Raw genomic sequence first — 19,810 nt, forward strand, 5'->3', positions numbered from 1 at the left:
CTTTTGTAAAAATAAAAAAACTTCCCTTTTAGTAAAAAATTTCTTATCAGAAAAAAATAGATGCTATGTAAAAAAACAGGTTCTACTTGAAAATGCGTAAAAAGAAAACTAACTGGATTCTTTATCTAGCAGCTTTTCTGCTTGTGCTGTGGCCTTTAAGTCAAAAAATATACTTAAGCCAATATTTTACTAAGGTTATCCTTCATCCTCAAAAAACGGGGATTACTACCTTGCATTTTTACGATGTAGAGCGCAAGCGCCCTGTTGTTACAGAAATATGGTATCCTATTGATCCAGAAACACCGTCTATTAACCCTTTAGGTATGTGGGTACGTTGTGGAGAAGCAAGAGATGCTGCGTTAAGCAACCAAAAGGAAACCTACCCTATGGTTGTTCTCTCGCACGGCCATGGTGGAGATCGTTTTAATATTGCATGGCTTGCTGAAACATTAGCCGCTAATGGGTATATTGTAGCTTCTATGGATCATTATGGCAATACTTGGAATAATAAAATTCCAGAATTCTACATTAAAACTTGGGAAAGACCTAAAGATGTCTCTTTTGTTATCGATCAAATTTTACATAACAGTTTATTTCAAGACCGTATCGACCAAAGTCGTATTGGATTTAGTGGATATTCATTAGGTGCAACTACAGGTTTATGGATAGCTGGGGCTTGTGTAAAGGAAATTGAGCAAAGCGCATTTCAACAAATCTGTAACCAACAGCTAGGAGAGGCTGTTTCTTTAGATAAACTAAAGGAAACGGATTTTAAGCAAGTATTCCAATCTTTCCATGATCAACGCATCTCTGCTTTTTTTGTAATGGCCCCTGCTTTAGGGTGGATGTTTACAGAAAAAAGTTTAAAAAATATTCAACCTCCATTTTATATCGTAGCGTCAGAACAAGATGAAATTGCACCAACAGAACAGAATGCAAAGTGGTTTGCTAAAATAATGAATCGAGCATCACTCAAAATTCTTAAAGGAAATGCTAATCATTATACTTTTCTTAACAGAGCCACAAGTGTTGGTCGGCGATTTTTACATCCTAGATTTTATGAAGACCCTCAAGGAGTCGATCGCAAAAAAATCCAAGAAAGCCTTGCTAAAGAAGCTGTTCTATTTTTTAATCAAATGCCTTCTCAGTAAAGCCAACGATTGTCCCATTTCTTCCTGTTATTTGATCTCGGCGATAGGAATAAAAATCTTCTGCATTGCAATATGTGCACATGCTTGCAATCTCAATATGAGAAGGTAGCACACCTGCTTCCTCCAATTGATCTTTAGCAATAGCCCATAGATCAAAATGAAACGGCGTTACTTGGTATTTCCAGAAATCAGGTGGAAATTCTTTCTTATACTCTTTAAACTCTGCATGTTTTGGTCCAAGGCTTGGTGAAATGCAAACAAGTAAATCAGCAGGATTAGAGCCAAAAGCTTTATGCATAGCTCTTACTGTTTCACGATACACATTACCCACATTTCCTCTCCAACCTGCATGTGTATTAGCTATTGCCTTTCGTAAGGGATCATAAAAAATTGCAGCTTGACAATCTGCGTGAGTAATTAATAAACCGATCTCAGACAAATCAGTTAGTAAAATATCACAATTTCCTACATCCTGTTTAAACGCTTGTATCCATTCAGCATGAACTTCATGCACTTGGTTCCCTGTCACTATTTCTTTAAAATTAAACAGTTGCTGTACTTGCTTGCGATGATAAGCTACATGTTCTGCAAGATCGCCCGTACTCGCTCCCAAATTAAGCGACGCATAAGGGCCTTGGCTGATTCCTCCATGCCTTAAAAGAACTCCCGCTTTAAGATGAGGAATCTCTTGTAAAAGCTCAAATTCTAACCATTCGATCTCACCTGATTTTTTACGTAACATATAAATCCTCTAAAACCAGTTGATTCTACCAGATTTTGCTTTTTAAAAAGATGAAATTGATATTGCAATCATTTTGCTGATCTGTCTTTTCTTGAACGATCATTTCTATAATTGTTTAACTTAAGTTGTCCTTGTCTAAGAACAAATGGGCTAAAAACCTCAGTTTTGAGTTTTCTGGCAAACAACTAGCCCTAAACTTTCCTTATCAGACATCTTAACTACCTTATCTCAGCAAAAGCTAGAAGAAAGAGCTAAAGAAGTAAATTCTTTGCAAATGGATAATGAGTTGTTAAGCGTGTTCCTATTTTAATTAGGAAACAATACACACTTATATTATAATGCATAGGAATCATCTTTCGGAGATGAGCCACTACATAGCTGCAATAGAAGCATTTGAAATTCTTGTAGTTTGATTAGTGAAATAAAATAGATATTGTCATCACTCCAGGAGCAGACATTTTCCCTTTAGGACCTCTTAAGACTTTATCTTTGGTAATTAAATGTCTCTTCCATTGTATGTTAAAATCCTTCCAAAAATCATCTATAGAGCAGCATAACTCGACAAGTTTCCCATTTTTGGCCTCTTTTTGCTACTGTTTTTTTTACAAATGAAACTTGTACAACATGAAGAGGTTTTTTTTTGTACTGCTTTTTTGTCTTATCTTTCCTATTCTTAATTAATTAAACTCAATACTGAAGTTGTCAGAACTCTTTTGAAACTGGGAAATAAAAAAACTTTCTATAAAATAAAGTTCTCATAGAAGATATGCTGCTAACAGCCTTAGAATATTTAATAGAAATAGAGGTCGGCCAAAAGAGTGCTCTTCTAATAGCTGGTGGGATTGAAAAAGTTCTTAATAGCTCAAGGAGCATTATGCAAATCAGTTCTTTTAGTTACGAGATATTTAAAGAAAACCCCCTTTTCACCTTATGCTTTTTTACTCTAGGTGTAAGCTTGATGAGTGTATGGATTTGTAAGAAGTGGCTTTGGGCTATTTTTTTATTCATTGCCTATTTTTTAGCTTTATACACGCATATAGCAACAACTGCATCTTTATTTTCTATTATTCTATTAGGTATTTGCCAATACGCTTTAAAAAAAACGACTAATCTTTCTATTCGCTTTTTACTGTTTGGTACTGCTGTTTTTATTTCCATCTCTTTACTTATGCATTTCTTACCAGGTTTTGCTAATTGGAAAATTGTCTCTGATTTGATGATTAGCAAAAGCTCTTATCCATTAACCTTATGGTTAAATTTTGATAAGCCGTTTATTGGCCTTTTTGTACTTGCTTATCTATTACCTTTAATCGAATCTAAGGAAAAATTTTGGGAGTTGATAAAAAAAATTATACTAGTATTAGCACTCATGATCATTAGTTTAGCGGCTATTTCTTATTACTTAAAAGCCATTACCTTTGATCCTAAAATACCATCTGTTTTTTTAATTTGGATTATTCAGAATTTGATTTTTGTCTCTATTCCAGAAGAGGCATTTTTTCGTGGATTTTTTCAACAAGAATTAGATCAAGCATTTGGATCAAAGCCATTAGGCACCGGTTGCAGCATTATCATTACTTCCATTTTATTTGCTCTTCTACACATTGGGTGGTCTCCCAATTTCGTTGCAATAGCCCTTACTTTCTGTGCAAGTCTTTTCTATGGGGTGATTTATCGTTGGACTCAAGCAATTGAAGCCAGTATTTTCTGTCATTTTGGCTTTAATACATTTCATTTCTTATTCTTCAGCTATCCTTTTGCAATACAGCCTGGATTTTAAACCAGGCTATTTTAGGATTTATTTACTCAGTTCCTTATCTACACTCATTGGCTCCATCAAATGCTGAACAGCTTTATCAGGATCTAATCCATTCTTTACTGCAGTAATTATAGATTCTCTCTGTTCTTTTTCTAAATGAATAAATATCCTACGATTTTCATTGCTTAATTTCGCAACAAATACTTTTTCATCAATAGATAGTTCAGGTACTTCAATTGCTTTTTCGACAAGAGATGATTCAGCACATAAAGGAGAATAAGCTGCCATCATGCTAGCTGCTAAAAGAAATAACATTTGTTTTTTCATGATCATCCTTATTTTGAGTTTTACTCATTAATTTTCTTCTTCGGAAACGGTAGAATCAACCATAAAATCATCTTCATCTGTTTCTAGATTACGGACCAACTTTATTTGCTCTTGTATTTCTTGCTTTTTTAATCGATCAGACTTGCGTTCTTCTTGAGTAGCAATTCTTTGCTGTTCTACTTTTTCAACTTGGTATTGTTTTTGTCTTTCTGCTTCTTGTTTTTTTGCTAGTTCTTGTATATGGATATCTTGGCCTTTAGCATCTAATCTTGTAAGAAGCGTCTCTTGCTGAGAAGCAGCTTCAAGCGAAAAATAAGACGCCACTAAACTAGTTATTAAAATTAAAATCTTCTGTCTTTCCATGACAATCCCCACTTTTTGTTTTATTAATTCTTATCTTTAAATAAATAAAACCTATAGATCCAGTTATTTTTTGTCTATTATGAATTAGCTATAGAAGAATATTGCAATCCTATTTTATGCTGCAAAAAACAGGGTTTTTGAGCTTATGAATTACCGCTTTAAACCTACTTTGTGTAGAAGTTTATGCCTCTTATGGTGTAGTCATTTAATTCTTGATTTCTTTACGGGTATTTGGCCTATCTATAAAACGCTATTTCATATTGATTTGGCTAAAGCGGGTATTCTTGCAGGTATAAGTGGATTTATGGGAGAATCTCTTCAACTCGGCTTTGGCTATATATCTGATCGAGGGCATCGCAAGGTAATCATGATGTTAGGACTTGGACTTGCTTCGTCTATTCTATGGATGACCTTTACTGAGCACTTATTTTTTTCTTTTTGTCTACTTTTTTTGATGATGCTTGGCTCTTCTTCTTTTCATCCTGCTGCAGTTGGTTTTGCAAGCAAATTATCAGAAAACCATAAAGGACGTTATATTCTTTTATTCTCTTCTTCAGGAGCAATTGGCCTTGCTATTTCTCAACTTACCTTTACAAAAACGATTGCATTTTTTAATGGTCATGCACTGATTTTTTACATCCCTGTTCTGATTTTATTGGTTCTCTTACTTTTTTATCCTTTAGATGCACAAACAGAAACAACTCCTTTTTCTATTAAGCAAGCTCTCCAGCTTTTCTTACAACACAAGAGGCTATTACTGCCTTTATATTTAATCCAAATTGCTAATGTAACACTATCAGCAGCTTTTATCTTTTTACTCCCTGATCTTATGCAAACAAAAGAATGTCATATTTGGCTATGTCAAGGAGGAGCACATTTTTGTTTTATATTAGGAGGAGCTGTCTGTATGATTATTACAGGTTATCTATGTGATAGATACAATTACAAATATGTACTACTAACTGTAACCATAAGTGCGCTATTTTTATTTTACAGTTTCTTACTGCAAACTTCTATTCCTCCTTGGAAAACAGTTATATTTCTCACTTGCTTAGGCGGAATGATTGGAACAATGAATCCTTTAGCTGTATCATGGGCAAACCAATGTTTATCTGAACATCCAAGTACTATTTCTGCCTTATTAATGGGTTCTGCCTGGTGTATTGCAAATTTAGGACCCACTTGGGCTGGATTGATTTCCAAAACGGTTTCCATTCAACCCATTATTTCCACCTTATACATTATGAGTTCTTTAATGGTTGTTGCTTTCTTTCTAGTACTTATAACGCCGCAAGGATCGACAGCAAAAACAATAGTTGACTAGCTTTACCTAACTTACCTAGAATCTAAAAAAAAGGAATTTAAATCTTAGATGGCTGAAAGACCTATTGAATGTAGTCACTGCAAAAAACCTATTGCTGTAACCTATAAAGAAATACTCGATACTTCGATTACGTGTAATGAGATGTGTGCTACTTGCCCTATTTTAGAACAAAAATTACACGGTTATTCAAGTAAGACAGCCTTTCATGAAAGCCATGCAGAAACTGGAATGTGTTGTGGGAACTGCCGCACCACCTTAGAATCTATCAAAATGGGAAATCCTCTAGGATGTAGCGAATGTTATGCTGTTTTTGCAGATATCTTAATTACAGAATTAACTTCTATGGGAAAAATTCCTTTACAACTGCTAAAAGTAGTCAAAAATCGTAAAAACCAACCTCTGCACTTAGGAAAATCTCCTAATAAATCAGCTAAAATCCCCTCTTCTAACCGCCTTGTTGTTTTAAATGAGGCATTAAACGACGCTTTGAAAAAAGAAAATTACGAACAAGCCGCATGGCTTCGCGATCAAATTAATGCCCTACTTGGAAAAAACAGCTCTGATGGAAAAATCTAACTTACCAAATACTCTTCTTTCTCACACTCCTTGGGAAAATCAAACAAATACCATTTGGCCTGCTACTTGTTTTTCTCTAAGTCGTAATCTAGCTAGCTATCATTTCCCTGCAAAAATGCTTGATAGTGAATTTGAAAGGGTTTATAGCATCTTATGTAATGGTCTATCTTCTTGTTTGCCTAAGTCTATTGCATTAAAAAACACCCAACTTTCTACTCTTGACAAGGAATTTTTATTTGAACATTTTTTATGTTTAGAAAATCTAGCTAATACTCATTCTCATCAAGGGTTTGTTCTTGATGAGAATGAGTTGTTCTTTGCTCAAATTAATAAAGAAGATCATTTACATATTTGTTGTGTTGATTACCAAGGAGAATGGGAAACAACCTGGAATCGGCTCAATCAAATAGAGACGGATTTAAGTAAAGTTTTTGATTTTTCTTTTTCCCATAAATTTGGTTTCTTAACTTCTTATCCCCAATATTCAGGAACAGCCCTTAAAGTACACGCTTACTTGCATCTACCCGCTATTATTCACTGCGGACAACTACAAGAACTACTAACTAAAAGCCAACAAGAAAATATATATGCTATAGGTATGTCGGGTACATTAGAAGAGCTAATTGGCGATCTTATTATTTTAAGCAATGTCTATACATTAGGCATAAATGAGGAAACAATTCTCTATTCTTTACATACGACAATTATGAATTTTATGGCTTTGGAAAAGACATTACGTACCCATTTAAAAGAAAAAGGTAATCCAGAAATTAAAGATCAGATAAGTCGTGCTTATGGTCTTCTTTTACATTCTTACCAACTACAAGAAAAAGAAGCGCTAAATGCTTTAAGCTTAATTAAACTTGGTTTAGAACTCAATTGGGTTAAAGGAGTTTCTGAAAAAACAATTAATGATCTATTATTTACATGTAGACGCGCTCACCTGACTTATATTTGTAATACAGGCCTTCTAGATCCTCAAGAAAGTGCTAGAAAACGCGCAGAATTCTTACATAAACAGCTACAAGGAATCGACTTGAGCATTTAAACCATGATTGTAGCAATTCTTCTCATGGCTGGATCTGGAACTAGATTCGGTAGCCAAATCCCAAAACAATTTCATCGTTTATCTGGGAAAAAGATCTATCAACACACCTTAGATAAATTTTTAAACACTCAACTTTTTTCTCGTATTATTCTGGTTTGTGTACCTGAATATATCAAACAAGTCCAAAAAGAGAATTCTTTTAAGGATCAGGTTTATGTAGTTGCTGGAGGATCAAATCGCCAGGCATCTTCTTTGAAAGGATTATTAGCTTGTCCTTCTCATACGGAAATTGTGGTGATTCACGATGCAGTCAGACCTTTTGTCAGCGAAGAAATTTTACAAAAAAATATTTCTCTTGCTCGTTTACATAAAGCTGTTGATACTTGCATTCCCTCTAGTGACACCCTTGTTCACACAATGGATTTAAAACAAATTCATACAATCCCCTCTCGTAATCAATACCTACGAGGACAAACCCCACAGAGTTTTTCCTATGCTCTTATTTTAGAAGCTCACTTAAATGCTATCCAAAAAAATAGTTCTGACGATTGCTCCCTTGTGCTTGCTAAAGATCATCGAGTTTTTATTACAGAAGGAAGTGAGTACAATATTAAAATCACAACAGAGTTAGACTTATTTTTAGCAGATCAGATTTTTCGTTTACAGCATTCTGATGCAAAGCCCAGCTTAAAAACATTAAAGAATAAGCGTTATATTATTACAGGAGGATCTGGAGGGATCGGACAGGCAATTATTAAAAGCTTAGAAAAAGAAGGTGCGGAAGCAATCGATATATCTCGATCTTCTAAAAGCTATCCTGCTAATTTATGTTGCCATGGTGATGTAGAAAAAGTATTTGCAGATATTTTTAATAAGTTCGGTCCAGTGGATGGATTAATTAATAGTATCGGATTTTTAATAAAAAAACCTTTTATACGCCTCTCAGAACAAGAAATTCAAGAAATCATTGCAGCTAATTTAACCAGCGTGCTCTTCTGTTGCAAATGTGCTCAAATAAAACCGCAAGGCCATATTCTCAATATGGCTTCTTCCAGTTATTCTCGTGGCAGAAAGAACTATACCATTTATGCCAGTTGTAAAGCTGCTATTGTTAATTTCACACAAGGACTAGCAGAAGAATACTCTCATCTTTATGTCAATGCGATTGCTCCACAAAGAACCGCCACAGCTATGCGTTATCGAGAATTCCCTAGAGAAGATCCTTCTACTCTACTTTCTACAGAAGAAGTAGCAGAAACCACTCTTAACTGTCTTAAATCCTATATTACAGGTAGCCTTATTGAGGTGAAGTTTAAGTCGTATCCCAAAAAGCTTTAAGCTTTTTATCTCTTCCGCACCTATAAAGATAGAGTTTATAGCGTACAGGATGTGTTCTAGAGTAATTTTGATGATACTCCTCTGCTGCATAAAAAGTGACCTCTGGCAAAATTTGCACCAAAACTTGAGGGAACCGTTTTGACTGAATAAGCGCTTGTTTTGATCTCTCAGCAGCTTGTTTTTGACTTAAATCATGGTAAAAAATAACAGGCCTATATTGAGGTCCAAAGTCACAGAATTGCCCATCATCTCTTGTAGGATCAACCATTCTCCAATAGATATTTAAAAGATCTTCATAACTAATTCTTTGTAGATTATAAACCACTTGCACCGCTTCTAGATGACCTGTGGTCCCAGAAGAGATTTCTCTATAAGTAGGATCTAATTTATGCCCACCTGTATAGCCTACCGTTGTGGACACTACTCCATCAATTTGATTAAAATCATGTTGCACACACCAAAAACAACCTCCAGCAAAAGTTGCTATTTCGAGCTTCTTACTTGTTTCTTGCCCATAAATGGGAAGTAAATAACAGAAAAGAGTAAAAATTAAAATTCTCCAAATCCAGCGCATTTTCATTTTTGGCATACATCACCCCATGTAGATTCTCTAGGCTAAAGTATGGCTTTTTCTTTAAAAACATATATAACATTTTATGAACTATTTTAATTTGGCGTATAAATGCACCAAAAAAAAGGAACTCTCTACTTCTAAGATTCGCATTGTTCCAGATAATTTTGATGGTATTTCTCTGCTACATAAAAAACAATCTCTGGCAAGATTTGTACCAAAACCTGCGGGAATTTCTTTGACTGAATAAGCGCTTGCTTTGATCTCTCAGCAGCCTGTTTTTGGCTCAAATTATGGTAAAAAATAACAGGTCTATATTGAGGTCCAGTATCTTCAAACTGTCCGTCATCCCTTGTCGGATCAATCATTTCCCAATAAGCATCTAAAAGATCTTCATAACTAACTCTTTACGGATTATACACTACTTGTACCGCTTCAAAATGTTCTGTTTCTTTAGAGCAAACCTCTTCATAACAAGGATCTAATTTATCTCCACCTGTATATCCTGCCTTTGTCGATACTACTCCACCAATCTGATTAAAATTATGTTGCACGTGCCAAAAACAACCTCCAGCAAAAATTGCTATTTCGAGACTTTCTTCTACCATTTCCTGCCCATGGACGGGAAATAAACAACAGAAAAAAACAAAACTTAAAATTCTCCAGACTCAATGCATTTTCTTTTTTGACATAACAACCTTCTTTTGTATTTTTCTAGTTATGTTATTCATTTGAATTTTTTAAAAATACATAAAATTTTATAACTGATTCTTTGATATTGATCTAAAAAATTTTGCAGTGTTACTCTACAGAAGAAAACGCATTCTTTTAAAAAAAGAAGCTCTTTTTATGAAGATTCTAAAATGTTTCTTGATCTTTTTTTTATCGACCCTATGGCAACTGAGCTATGCTCAAACTAATTTTAACTCAGTTCAAGAGGTTCTTGATTTTGAAACAGCACAAATTGCTGATCTTGGCTCAGCAGATTGTTATATTAATCGCGCAGAGAGTTATCTGTTATGTCAGAGCTACGATCTTGCATTAAATGATTTAGAAGTTGGTTATCAACTTTCACAAGATATAGAAAATAATCCCACTCTACATTTTCGTTCTCTTTTCGGATTGGCTATTGTTTATGCTAATATCGATCAATTAGATAAGTTCTATACAGTTGTAAATTCTATAGAAGAGTTCCTAGACGCTCATAAATGCACTAGATGCTCAGAAAAACAGCATTCGGTAGAACTTTGTTCTTATGTAAAGCTTTTAATCTCTGACACTCCTGAACCAGAACGTATTTCTGTAGAAGCTTGTATAGAAAAAGCAAATAACACCGCTAGATACGCCAGGATTCTTATTGATAAATCTCACCCAGCTGCTCGGTTTGTTTTGAATGCATTAGTAAATCGACTAACAAATAAAGCAATCAAGTGTTGTAATGCAGGAGGTTTATGGAGAGGTTGCATTCAACCTCTTGCCACTAAATGGCAAGAGTGGAACGAAAAATGGAAGATATTCGATAAACTTCCTACCCTACAAAGATCTAAATAGAATCTACCATTGATCATCTTCTTCATATCCTAGATGAATGAGATACTCTCCCATCTTTTCTTTAAATAGACTTTTATGCTCATCGCTAAAATACTGCTTCCAAGAGCCAATTTGTCCTTTTCGAAATGTTTTTGTGTTACCAAATAGCTGTAATGCAATTTTTGTAATTTCATTTGTGCCTATTGCATATCCAAGGATTAAAGCCAGTTTTCTCAAAGCCTTTTCTTGCCGTAATCGGCAACCACCTCCCTCTGGCCCAACTAAATCTTCAAAACGAAAAGCTATAACATTAGGTTTATTAAGTAATTCAGAGCAAAGTTTGGAATAATAAAACATCCCTACTGGTGAATCTATAAGAAAATTGATCTTCTCATACTCTGACATAGACCGAAATACATCTATTTGATTTTTAGGTAAGCCTGGCCATCCTCCTCTTCCTTTTTTCATCGAAAGCATTTGTGAAATAAGCATATCTCTTGGATCTCTAAATAAAATAATTTTTAAAATATTTGGATTATGTATTGTTGCATTCATCTGTGGCCACAAATGATTAAAAAGAACGAATTTTTCATTCATCAAATAAGTTTTTCCCCAATTAACCTCTTGCTTAGTGATTAAACTAGCTGCCTTTTCTAAAAGATGAGTGCCAGATTTTGGCACAGTTAGAACCGCTACATCAAATGGAAAATCTGCATAACAATTTGTTAAAAAAAAAGAACTTAAAAGAATCAATATTCGCTTCATCATAAAAATAACCTTTTTAAGAAGTTTCTGTTTTCTGTCCCCAATGATGAGACTAACAAATACTATCAGTATAAAAAAAATTAATACATATATTTTGATTCTGCTGCTAGATTAGCTTAAACATCTTCTATAAGCATTTAAAGCCCCTCTCTGATCTAACATAGTTGCTAAATAGATAAGTAAAGACTGCTGAAATTTAGGATTATCAAAAATCTCTGTCTTGAGAAAGCTATTTAATTTTTTTAGTTCCCAATCAACTGCTGTTTGTAAGGTTCTTTCTTCTCTTAAAATATAAAGTAACACAAAGGCATGAAATAGATCTTCTATTAAAACAGTACATGGTTTTATGGTATTTTCAAATGTCTGTTGGTAAGAAGGGATAGATACGATTTCTTCTACCGTCTCATCAATAGATGACATAATCTCTTCAACATATTCTGCAACTAGCAAAACATCGGTGGATTCTTCTTGCAAAAAAGCAAAAGCCATAGAGCCACCAATTAGGAAAATACTAAGGAATTTAAGCATAAAAACAATATGTTTATGAAACAATCAGCAACTTTTTTTAAAATCTTTTTCAAACATCGCTATAAGCTCTTGACCAGTTTCAATTAAAGGAAGTTTCTTAGCTTCTGATAGAGATAACCAACGATATTTACTATGCTCGGTTAGATTTAAGTTAATACAAAATTTTTTTTGATTAAGATCTGTATGAAAAAGATGCAACGTATATTCCATATGAGGAACGCGAACAAATAAGCTTTTCCAAAAGAAACTATGTTCCTTTATGAGCGTAATTCCTACTTCTTCGTATACTTCTCGATAAATTGCTTTGCGCAAAGGTTCTTCTTGTTCTACCTTACCTCCAGGCAAGCACCAAGTATTTCCTTGCAACTTATTTGGCTGACGTAAAAGGAAAAGAAAACGTTCTTGCCAATAACAAAAACAAGCAACTGCTTCAACAGAGGGAAGAAAATTTTCAGGCGGGGAAGTTGAAATATACATATCTATTTTCCTTAAAACGATCAAAGCTTAAGGCTATTATGTTTTGAATAAAGATGCTAGAAATTGCCTTAACTAACTTCGTTCGATCACTATTGGCGTGTAGTGTAAAGCAATTAATGTATGGATACAATGGGGTTTTTTTTAAGCTTTCTAAAGCTAGATAAAGGTTGCTATCTATTCTTTTCAAATCATGGATAATAACCAATGACGAGCTATAAAAGAGGAATGAGGGCTTAAGAAAATAGCTTGAGTAATCTGAGGGTATAAAGATTGGCTTGTTTGCAACCATTCTTTACATTTCCTCTGTCATTTTCAGTCATATGCTAGCTAACATAGATTTCGGACCCCAAAGTTACATGAAATAAGAAAAAACTTGTTGGAGCAGAATAAAGTGGCTCTAAATTTGTTAAAGATTTGAGACTTGTTGGATTTGAACCAACGACCCTCTCATTAAAAGTGAGATGCTCTACCAGCTGAGCTAAAGTCTCAAAATAAAACAGTTGACCCCAAGGGGATTCGAACCCCTGTTACCAGGATGAAAACCTGATGTCCTAGACCGGGCTAGACGATGGGGCCTTAGAAAAGCAGTCATTGTACTAACCGCATTCATTTCTTGCAATACTAAACTGTCATTAACTCTTGCTTTTTAGCTTTAGCAATATTTTCGATCTCTTTGCAGAAAGTATCAGTCAGCTTTTGTATTTCTTTCTCATCTTTTTTCATCATATCCTCAGTAATCAATCCTTCTGCTTTTTGCTTACGAATAGATTCATTTCCGCTTTGTCTAAAGCCACGAATAGCAATCTTTTGCTCTTCGGTTTTTGCATCAACCTGTTTGGCAAGTTTCTCACGCATTGATCCATCCATAGGAGGAATATTCATTCGAATCTGACTTCCTTCTATAACAGGCCTTAAATTCAAGGTATGATCTTTTTCAATTCCTTTTGCAATAGATTGCAGCATTTGTGGATCAAAAGGAGAAATCAAGATTTGTCTACTTTCTGGAGTCGTAATAGAAGCTAATTCTTTGATGCGCATTTTTGAGCCATAGGCTTCCACAAAAACACTATCTAGTATAGCAGGATTTGCACGATTAGAACGCAGACTTTTTAAGTCATCTTTAAAGTGTTCTAATGAGGTTTTCATTTTTGATTCCGTCTGCTTAACTATATTCATGGCTTGTCTCCTGTTACTAATGTACCTAAAGATTCGCCACACACAATATGTAGTAGGGCGGTTGGGTCGAATAAATCAAATACGCAAATAGGGATTTTATTTTCAGAACATAATGCAATTGCTGTAGAATCCATTACTTCTAAGTTTTTTGCCAAAACTTCTGAATAAGTTAATCGATTGAATTTTTTGGCTTTAGTATTCTTTTTTGGATCGCAGTCATAAATCCCATCAACTTTTGTGGCTTTAAGCAAAATCTCTGCATTCATTTCAATAGCGCGCAAGGCAGCTGCAGAATCTGTAGTGAAATAAGGATTGCCTGTTCCACCAACAAAAATGACTGGTATGCCGCTCTCTAAATAAGCCAAAGCTTGTTTCCAATTATACTTTTCAACGATAACATCTGTATTAAGAGCACTCATAACATGAGTATCAATGCCGACACTCTTTAAAGATTGTTGCAAGACCAGTCCATTGATTGTAGTAGATAACATTCCAATGTGATCAGCTGGAGTTCTTTCAAAACTAAAGGCTTTAGCTTGAACTCCTCGGAATATGTTGCCTCCGCCGATTACAATTCCCAATTGCACTTTGAGATTACAAGCTTGTTTAATCATTTGTGCAATCTGGGAGGATGCTGCCGGTTCAACACCAAAAGTTTGCCCACCCATCAGAGCTTCTCCTGATAATTTAAGCAGAACTCTTTTGTAAGCGGGTCTATGCATTAGCTTCCTACTTTCCAGCGATAAAATGCTTGAATTTCTACAGGATGCTTTAATGCTTTGCTCTCTTTATCGAGCAACATAGCAATTGTCATGGAACTGTCCTTAACATACTTTTGACGAGTTAAACACATCTCCATATAATATGCTTCCAATTTCCCTTCGACAATTTTATCAATAATGTGAGGAGGCTTATTTTGCACTTGACTGCGCGCTATTTCTTCTTCCTTTGCTTTAACTTCAGACGGCACTTCTTCAGGCGATAAATATTCAGGGGCTTCTGCCGCTACGTGCATAGCAATATCACGAGCTAAACTCTCATGTCCTTTTCCTCCTGTAAGCACAACTACAGAAACAATCTTCCCTCCCATATGGCTATAGAATCCTATGGAAACATCTGAGGACTTAGGAATAATCAACAGACGTTTTACTTGAATATTTTCTCCTAAGCTCTGCACTATTAAAGATCTATATTGATCTAGAGTAATCGAAGGATCTTTTGCATAAGATAACTGCATAAGCTCTACTACAGAAGCTGGTTTTGTTTGAATCGCTTGATGTATTAATTCTTGAGCGAATTGCTTAAACTTTGCATTTTGCGCAACAAAATCCGTTTCAGCGTTTACTTCAACCAAAACCAAAGCATTTTCTTCTTCATCAATTTCAATTAAGCCCTCGTTTGCATCACGACCTTCTTTTTTGATAGCAGAAGTCATGCCCGCTTTACGCAAGAATTCAATAGATTTATCCATATCGCTATTGGAGCTTTCAAGCGCTTCTTTGCACTTGCTCATGCTTACACCTGTACGATCGCGCAATTGCTTTACCAATTCAGCAGCTACTTTACTCATAAGATTACTTAGCTCCTTCTTGCTCTTCTTTAGAAGAAATCCCTTCTTCTAAATCTTCTTTAGCTGTAGTGAGTTTTAATTCTTGTTTACGTTGCAAAATAGCTTGTGTTAACGCTTCTAAAATGAGTTTAATGCTTTTTAAAGCATCATCGTTACATGCAATAATATAATCAATTGGGTCTGGGTTACAGTTTGTATCCACTAAAGCCATCACAGGAACGCCTAATTTTTTAGCTTCTGCTACTGCAATATGTTCACGACTTGGATCTACTACGATTAATAATCCAGGAGGTTTTCTCATAGAGCGGACTCCCGAGAAATTTCGATCCAACTTAATCTGATCCTTTGTCAATAGAGAAAGTTCTTTTTTGGTTAGATCATCTGCATTAAGTGCGATTTTCTTCTCAATGCGCTCTAGTTTCTTAATAGATTGACGGATTGTTGTTAAATTGGTTAGTGTTCCACCTAGCCAACGCTCACAAACATAAAACTCTTCACACTGCTTTGCACATTCACGAACAAGGTTTTTAGCTTGCTTTTTTGTGCCTACAAACAAAATAGATTTGCGTTTGCTTACCGTATTCATGACAACTTGAGTCGCATTGCGGATCTGTTGTAGTGTTTTAGAAAGGTCTATGATATAGATTCCGTTTCTCTCTTCGAAGATAAATCTCTTCATCTTCGGATTCCAACGATGTCTCTGGTGCCCAAAATGAGCGCCACTTTCTAGAAGTGTTTTAATAGTAACTTCTTTATATTGTTCTTGCTGTTCCAAGCTTTGTCCCTTATGTGACGACGGCATTCTTTTAAAAGAATTTCAGTCTTGGTTAAAATTTAAATTAAAAATAAGAAAAGCGCCTGATCAGAATCGAACTGACACAAGTAGCTTGGAAGGCTACTGTTCTACCATTGAACTACAGGCGCTTAAAGTTTACGGCTATAATTCTCCCTAGAAGTCTTTTTTTTTTCAACTAAAAGTTGAAGATCATAAAAAAATGCATCCTTATTCTTTGCGACAAGTCTTAAAATTTAAGTATCTTTAAGCTAGTATAAGGGCTAGAGTAATTTTTATGTATACAATACCGGAAAAAGTAAACCGTGTTTTAAATATAATTATTTTATCTTTATTTCTGATCCTCATTAGGGTCTGGTACTTAGCTATTATTCAGCATGAGGAAAAAAAATTAGAGGCACTCAAACCTAAACAAAAACTTGTCATTGAAAGAGTTGAGCGTGGTACGATTCGAGATCGGTTTAATATTCCTTTAGCAGCCAATAAAATCCAATACTATGCCTCTGTTCGCTATGCCGATATTCGCCAAATTCCTCGTCTTAAATGGGAGAAAAACAAAGAAGGCAAATTAGTTCGTGTGTATAAACGACTGTCATTTATTAAAGAACTTTCTTTACTTTTAGCAAAAGAACTGCAAATGGATGCCTTGCAAATTGAAGATATTATTCATGGCAAAGCTTCGCTTTTTCCTCATACTCCATTCGTTATTAAAAGAAATATTTCAGAACAAGAATATTACCGACTTAAACTTTTAGAAAAAGACTGGGCCGGCATTTATGCAGAAAAAAGATCGAAGAGGTTTTATCCCCATGGCAAAACCGCTTGCGATGTCATTGGCTATATGAGCGCAATTAACCAAAAAGAATATTATAACATAGCGGAAGAATTAAAATATTTAAAAGAGTATCTCTTTTTAAGAGAATCGAATGAAATTTGTATCCTTCCTAAAGGATTTACTAATCCTTTGCAAGTTCGAGAGCGATTGCAAATTCTTCAGGAAAAAGCGTATACGATTAACGATTTAATAGGCAAAACAGGAATAGAAGCTTTATATGATGCCGAACTAAGGGGTTATATTGGAGAAAAAACTTATGAAGTTGATACTAAAGGAAATCTATTACGCTCTCTTCCTAATGGTAGAGAAGCTACCCCAGGGCAAAGAATTATATTAACGATTTCTCAAGAGTTACAACAATTTGCAGAAGGCTTATTAACAACTTATGAAAAAGAACGCGATTTAACAGAGGAAATCACACTGCAACATCCGTGGATTAAAGGAGGGGCAATCGTAGCTATTGAACCAAATACAGGAGAGCTTTTGGCTTTTGCTTCTTATCCTAGATTTGATCCCAATGATTTTGTTAGCGGATCACCTGCTGTTTTAAAATGGTTAGAAAATGAAAGTTTAATCGCCGATATATGGGACGGTTGTCAAGCTCTTGAAAGAGAAAGAATAGATCCTCTCACCAGTCGGTTTTATCAAGAGAAATTACATCTGTGTCTTGATCACTATTTAGATGCAATTCTAGCTCCCAAAAGCGAAATTAAAAATTGTTTTAATCGAGTTGATAGTTTACATGCAGCATGTACTCTTCAAAAAACAGCTAAACAACTATTAGAGTTATCGCAACAAACAAGTTATCCTCATCTATTTGCAACATTATATAACACAATTCCTCATAGATCTTCTAGGTTTCCACTTGATACGAAAATAAAAATCCAAAAAACCCTCCTTCTACAGCAGCTTAAAACAACATTAGATTCTTTTTTAGCAGAGATAAAACACAATGATGATAAACTTCTCCTTCTAGATTTATGTCGTCTATTGGTCAATGAAGAAGCCTTTTCTCCTAAATTATTACAAGCAATTGGCCATCTAAAGGTCTCTGATTATTACACACTGAACCAGCTCTGTTCTCAAATGCAACGATTTTTGTTACCACAAACTAAACAATGGTTTCATGAATTAGATTTTTCTGTTTGGCGTGAGCAACACTTTGCTAGTTTTCTGAAACAAAAAAGACAAGAGGAAAGGATTCAAAAAAAGTGGGCAAAACCTTATACCGAATACTTAGACCTAGCAGAAAAAAATCTTTTTACTACCTTTTGGGAAAAAAACCGACTTTTCCTTTTTCAAAGTTTAATTCTTGAGTCCATAGAAACAACAGAGGTTCATTTAATTCCCTACTTAGAGCGCACAATCAAAGAGGGAGAAAAGAATCCCCTTATTCAGAAATGTAGAGAGGAGTTCAAAAAAGCTCTTTCTTCTTTACCACTTGCTCTGCAATTTGAATTTTTAAAAACAATGCGTAGTTTTCATGAGCTCAATCGCCCTCTACTGGGGCGCTATAGAGGCCTTAGGACAAGTAACAAACAGCAGCTAGAAAAACACTTAGCCGCAGCTTTTTATCCTACTAATGGATATGGGTATGGGAAATCTTATGCATACCGCCAAGCAACTCCACTTGGCTCGGTATTCAAACTACTCGTCGCCTATCAAACTTTACTCGAGCGTTTAGAACAAAACAAAGATCTAAATCCACTTACTTTAACCGATCAAATTCAGTGGCACGCCAATCCCAATAGTAATGAACAGATCCTAGGTTACACACAAGAAGGTCTGCCTATTACTCGTCTATATAAACAAGGCAGGCTTGCACGCAGTAGTAACCCTAATATAGGAAAAACAGATTTATTAAGAGCAATTGAAAGCTCAAGTAACATTTATTTTTCTCTACTAGCAAGCGAACATATTCAAGATCCAGAAACTCTTATTCAGACGTCAAAAAATTTTCTATTTGGAGAGAAAACAGGAATTGAGCTACCAGGAGAATTTGCTGGGCAACTACCCAATGATCTTTCATTCAATCGCACAGGGTTGTATGCCTTTGCAATTGGACAGCACTCTTTAACAGTAACTCCCTTACAAACAGCTATCATGCTTTCTGCAATCGCTAATAAAGGCTGCGTTCTCAAACCAAAAATCGTGCAATTAATAGCAGGACAAGAACGCTTGCGTGAATATAGCGATCCTTTTTCTTCCCAACAATTTCCCTTCCAAGAACATTTAAAGCTGATTGGTATTCATTTTCCCCTATTTACTTCTTGCTTAAAAGAAGAACAAAAACCGCATATTTGGACGAATAGCACATGTGTCAAACAACAACTTCCATTACCAGACCCAGTACGAAACATGCTTTTTGAAGGGATGTATAAAGTAGTTAACGGAGAAAAAGGTAATGCTAGACCCTCTATCATTCGCTGCCTTAATCGTCATCCTGAATGGAAAAAAAACTACTTAGAGTTGCAAGGAGGGCAGCTTATCGGGAAAACCGGCACAGCAGAAATTCTCTATAAATCCACCATCGATGCAGAAACCTCCGCTTTTAAAGTAGACCATAGTTGGTTCGCAGGCATCTCTTTTCTTCCAAAACAGCAAAAGATGAGAGATAGAGCAGAGCTTGTCGTTATAGTATATTTGCCATTTAGTAAATCCGGAGGCAAGGAAGCTGCTCCTATCGCTGCAGAAATAATTAAAAAATGGCGAGAGATTCAGAAAAATCATGGCTGTGCACAAAATTTTACACAAACAGAATCGCCTCTTTCCAAATAACTAGTTCATCTTTTCTCTTGATTCACAGAACCAGCAGTAAAAAGCTGTGTATACTACGCATTTTCTTTTTCTCTATTGACTTTTGCAGATTATTTAATATAGCATAACTTAAATTTTATGAAAAAGAGCTTATAATAAGCCCTAGCCTTTATATTCAAC

At 35.1% G+C, this 19,810-nt stretch carries 19 protein-coding genes, 3 tRNA genes and 1 pseudogene; 8 read left to right on the forward strand and 15 right to left on the reverse strand.

Features of this window, described 5'->3' with window-relative positions:
• Window positions 1-92 precede the first annotated feature (92 nt).
• Window positions 93-1,151 (forward strand): alpha/beta hydrolase family protein, encoded by a 1,059-nt coding sequence (locus tag RHAB15C_RS06390; protein ID WP_194845169.1) that lies wholly within the window; start codon window positions 93-95, stop codon window positions 1,149-1,151.
• On the opposite strand, the gene pgeF is transcribed toward RHAB15C_RS06390, so the two are convergent.
• Window positions 1,129-1,893 carry a peptidoglycan editing factor PgeF gene (gene pgeF, locus RHAB15C_RS06395; RefSeq protein ID WP_194845168.1) on the reverse strand — a complete coding sequence of 255 codons (765 nt, stop codon included), beginning with the start codon at window positions 1,891-1,893 and terminating at the stop codon, window positions 1,129-1,131. The two genes, RHAB15C_RS06390 and pgeF, sit on opposite strands and share 23 nt — an antisense overlap.
• A gap of 766 nt (window positions 1,894-2,659) precedes the next feature.
• On the opposite strand from pgeF, the gene RHAB15C_RS06400 reads away from it, so the two are divergent.
• A complete protein-coding gene (locus RHAB15C_RS06400) occupies window positions 2,660-3,673 on the forward strand; it encodes a CPBP family intramembrane glutamic endopeptidase (protein ID WP_194845167.1) in 1,014 nt (337 codons plus the stop codon).
• A gap of 18 nt (window positions 3,674-3,691) precedes the next feature.
• Here RHAB15C_RS06400 and RHAB15C_RS06405 read toward each other — a convergent pair whose 3' ends face one another.
• Both RHAB15C_RS06405 and RHAB15C_RS06410 read right to left on the reverse strand, forming a co-directional pair.
• Window positions 3,692-3,979: a hypothetical protein gene (locus tag RHAB15C_RS06405; RefSeq protein ID WP_194845166.1), complete on the reverse strand. Its 288-nt coding sequence runs from the start codon at window positions 3,977-3,979 to the stop codon at window positions 3,692-3,694.
• 27 nt (window positions 3,980-4,006) lie between these two features.
• A complete protein-coding gene (locus RHAB15C_RS06410; RefSeq protein WP_194845165.1) occupies window positions 4,007-4,342 on the reverse strand; it encodes a hypothetical protein in 336 nt (111 codons plus the stop codon).
• Window positions 4,343-4,487: 145 nt separating this feature from the next.
• Here RHAB15C_RS06410 and RHAB15C_RS06415 point away from each other — a divergent pair, with 145 nt between their 5' ends.
• Genes RHAB15C_RS06415 through RHAB15C_RS06430 form a run of 4 tightly spaced genes read left to right on the forward strand, consistent with a single transcriptional unit; the run spans window position 4,488 to window position 8,628 of the window.
• The gene (locus RHAB15C_RS06415) at window positions 4,488-5,666 is read left to right on the forward strand and encodes an MFS transporter (RefSeq protein ID WP_194845164.1); all 1,179 of its coding nucleotides are present in this window, start codon (window positions 4,488-4,490) and stop codon (window positions 5,664-5,666) included.
• A 48-nt stretch (window positions 5,667-5,714) separates the two neighbouring features.
• Window positions 5,715-6,242, forward strand: a complete 528-nt coding sequence (locus RHAB15C_RS06420; protein ID WP_194845163.1) for a UvrB/UvrC motif-containing protein — start codon at window positions 5,715-5,717, stop codon at window positions 6,240-6,242.
• Window positions 6,229-7,290: a protein arginine kinase gene (locus RHAB15C_RS06425; RefSeq protein ID WP_194845162.1), complete on the forward strand. Its 1,062-nt coding sequence runs from the start codon at window positions 6,229-6,231 to the stop codon at window positions 7,288-7,290. The genes RHAB15C_RS06420 and RHAB15C_RS06425 overlap by 14 nt, the downstream gene beginning before the upstream one ends.
• Window positions 7,291-7,293: 3 nt before the next feature.
• The gene (locus RHAB15C_RS06430; RefSeq protein WP_194845161.1) at window positions 7,294-8,628 is read left to right on the forward strand and encodes a bifunctional cytidylyltransferase/SDR family oxidoreductase; all 1,335 of its coding nucleotides are present in this window, start codon (window positions 7,294-7,296) and stop codon (window positions 8,626-8,628) included.
• Here the strand turns inward: RHAB15C_RS06430 and msrA (RHAB15C_RS06435) are convergent.
• Together msrA (RHAB15C_RS06435) and msrA (RHAB15C_RS07275) are read right to left on the reverse strand one after the other, a co-directional pair.
• Window positions 8,603-9,217, reverse strand: coding sequence for a peptide-methionine (S)-S-oxide reductase MsrA (gene msrA / locus RHAB15C_RS06435; protein WP_198424171.1), 615 nt, complete (start codon window positions 9,215-9,217; stop codon window positions 8,603-8,605). The genes RHAB15C_RS06430 and msrA (RHAB15C_RS06435) overlap by 26 nt on opposite strands.
• Window positions 9,218-9,339: 122 nt before the next feature.
• Window positions 9,340-9,807: pseudogene (gene msrA, locus RHAB15C_RS07275) on the reverse strand (peptide-methionine (S)-S-oxide reductase MsrA).
• A gap of 241 nt (window positions 9,808-10,048) precedes the next feature.
• Here msrA (RHAB15C_RS07275) and RHAB15C_RS06450 point away from each other — a divergent pair.
• Window positions 10,049-10,750, forward strand: a complete 702-nt coding sequence (locus RHAB15C_RS06450) for a tetratricopeptide repeat protein (protein ID WP_194845158.1) — start codon at window positions 10,049-10,051, stop codon at window positions 10,748-10,750.
• A 3-nt stretch (window positions 10,751-10,753) separates the two neighbouring features.
• Here RHAB15C_RS06450 and RHAB15C_RS06455 read toward each other — a convergent pair whose 3' ends face one another.
• From RHAB15C_RS06455 to RHAB15C_RS06500, 10 genes are all read right to left on the reverse strand, one after another.
• A complete protein-coding gene (locus RHAB15C_RS06455) occupies window positions 10,754-11,497 on the reverse strand; it encodes a sulfotransferase family protein (protein WP_194845157.1) in 744 nt (247 codons plus the stop codon).
• Window positions 11,498-11,605: 108 nt separating this feature from the next.
• Window positions 11,606-11,983 carry a hypothetical protein gene (locus tag RHAB15C_RS06460; protein ID WP_194845156.1) on the reverse strand — a complete coding sequence of 126 codons (378 nt, stop codon included), beginning with the start codon at window positions 11,981-11,983 and terminating at the stop codon, window positions 11,606-11,608.
• 63 nt (window positions 11,984-12,046) lie between these two features.
• Window positions 12,047-12,499 carry an NUDIX hydrolase gene (locus tag RHAB15C_RS06465; RefSeq protein ID WP_194845155.1) on the reverse strand — a complete coding sequence of 151 codons (453 nt, stop codon included), beginning with the start codon at window positions 12,497-12,499 and terminating at the stop codon, window positions 12,047-12,049.
• Window positions 12,500-12,914: 415 nt separating this feature from the next.
• Window positions 12,915-12,987: transfer RNA gene (locus RHAB15C_RS06470), tRNA-Lys, on the reverse strand.
• Between the two features lie 13 nt (window positions 12,988-13,000).
• A tRNA-Glu gene (locus RHAB15C_RS06475) sits at window positions 13,001-13,075 on the reverse strand.
• Between the two features lie 45 nt (window positions 13,076-13,120).
• Window positions 13,121-13,675: a ribosome recycling factor gene (gene frr, locus RHAB15C_RS06480; RefSeq protein WP_194845154.1), complete on the reverse strand. Its 555-nt coding sequence runs from the start codon at window positions 13,673-13,675 to the stop codon at window positions 13,121-13,123.
• Window positions 13,672-14,397: a UMP kinase gene (gene pyrH / locus RHAB15C_RS06485; protein ID WP_194845153.1), complete on the reverse strand. Its 726-nt coding sequence runs from the start codon at window positions 14,395-14,397 to the stop codon at window positions 13,672-13,674. Before pyrH ends, frr begins: the two co-directional genes overlap by 4 nt.
• The gene (gene tsf / locus RHAB15C_RS06490) at window positions 14,397-15,245 is read right to left on the reverse strand and encodes a translation elongation factor Ts (RefSeq protein WP_194845152.1); all 849 of its coding nucleotides are present in this window, start codon (window positions 15,243-15,245) and stop codon (window positions 14,397-14,399) included. The genes pyrH and tsf overlap by 1 nt, the downstream gene beginning before the upstream one ends.
• Before the next feature lie 4 nt (window positions 15,246-15,249).
• Window positions 15,250-16,020, reverse strand: a complete 771-nt coding sequence (gene rpsB / locus RHAB15C_RS06495) for a 30S ribosomal protein S2 (protein ID WP_246587550.1) — start codon at window positions 16,018-16,020, stop codon at window positions 15,250-15,252.
• A gap of 78 nt (window positions 16,021-16,098) precedes the next feature.
• Window positions 16,099-16,169: transfer RNA gene (locus RHAB15C_RS06500), tRNA-Gly, on the reverse strand.
• A 146-nt stretch (window positions 16,170-16,315) separates the two neighbouring features.
• Here RHAB15C_RS06500 and RHAB15C_RS06505 point away from each other — a divergent pair.
• Window positions 16,316-19,651 carry a penicillin-binding transpeptidase domain-containing protein gene (locus tag RHAB15C_RS06505; protein ID WP_194845150.1) on the forward strand — a complete coding sequence of 1,112 codons (3,336 nt, stop codon included), beginning with the start codon at window positions 16,316-16,318 and terminating at the stop codon, window positions 19,649-19,651.
• Window positions 19,652-19,810 lie beyond the last annotated feature (159 nt).

This window comes from Candidatus Rhabdochlamydia porcellionis, assembly GCF_015356815.2.
Lineage (GTDB): Bacteria > Chlamydiota > Chlamydiia > Chlamydiales > Rhabdochlamydiaceae > Rhabdochlamydia > Rhabdochlamydia porcellionis.

Coding starts and splice junctions, on each gene's coding strand:
- RHAB15C_RS06400 (WP_194845167.1), top strand. CDS start 2,660: ATGCTGCTAACAGCCTTAGAATATTTAATAGAAATAGAGGTCGGCCAA.
- RHAB15C_RS06450 (WP_194845158.1), top strand. CDS start 10,049: ATGAAGATTCTAAAATGTTTCTTGATCTTTTTTTTATCGACCCTATGG.
- RHAB15C_RS06455 (WP_194845157.1), bottom strand. CDS start 11,497: ATGATGAAGCGAATATTGATTCTTTTAAGTTCTTTTTTTTTAACAAAT.
- RHAB15C_RS06415 (WP_194845164.1), top strand. CDS start 4,488: ATGAATTACCGCTTTAAACCTACTTTGTGTAGAAGTTTATGCCTCTTA.
- RHAB15C_RS06505 (WP_194845150.1), top strand. CDS start 16,316: ATGTATACAATACCGGAAAAAGTAAACCGTGTTTTAAATATAATTATT.
- RHAB15C_RS06465 (WP_194845155.1), bottom strand. CDS start 12,499: ATGTATATTTCAACTTCCCCGCCTGAAAATTTTCTTCCCTCTGTTGAA.
- RHAB15C_RS06410 (WP_194845165.1), bottom strand. CDS start 4,342: ATGGAAAGACAGAAGATTTTAATTTTAATAACTAGTTTAGTGGCGTCT.
- RHAB15C_RS06430 (WP_194845161.1), top strand. CDS start 7,294: ATGATTGTAGCAATTCTTCTCATGGCTGGATCTGGAACTAGATTCGGT.
- RHAB15C_RS06390 (WP_194845169.1), top strand. CDS start 93: ATGCGTAAAAAGAAAACTAACTGGATTCTTTATCTAGCAGCTTTTCTG.
- RHAB15C_RS06405 (WP_194845166.1), bottom strand. CDS start 3,979: ATGAAAAAACAAATGTTATTTCTTTTAGCAGCTAGCATGATGGCAGCT.
- RHAB15C_RS06425 (WP_194845162.1), top strand. CDS start 6,229: ATGGAAAAATCTAACTTACCAAATACTCTTCTTTCTCACACTCCTTGG.
- RHAB15C_RS06460 (WP_194845156.1), bottom strand. CDS start 11,983: ATGGCTTTTGCTTTTTTGCAAGAAGAATCCACCGATGTTTTGCTAGTT.
- pgeF (WP_194845168.1), bottom strand. CDS start 1,893: ATGTTACGTAAAAAATCAGGTGAGATCGAATGGTTAGAATTTGAGCTT.
- frr (WP_194845154.1), bottom strand. CDS start 13,675: ATGAATATAGTTAAGCAGACGGAATCAAAAATGAAAACCTCATTAGAA.
- pyrH (WP_194845153.1), bottom strand. CDS start 14,397: ATGCATAGACCCGCTTACAAAAGAGTTCTGCTTAAATTATCAGGAGAA.
- RHAB15C_RS06420 (WP_194845163.1), top strand. CDS start 5,715: ATGGCTGAAAGACCTATTGAATGTAGTCACTGCAAAAAACCTATTGCT.
- msrA (WP_198424171.1), bottom strand. CDS start 9,217: ATGCCAAAAATGAAAATGCGCTGGATTTGGAGAATTTTAATTTTTACT.
- tsf (WP_194845152.1), bottom strand. CDS start 15,245: ATGAGTAAAGTAGCTGCTGAATTGGTAAAGCAATTGCGCGATCGTACA.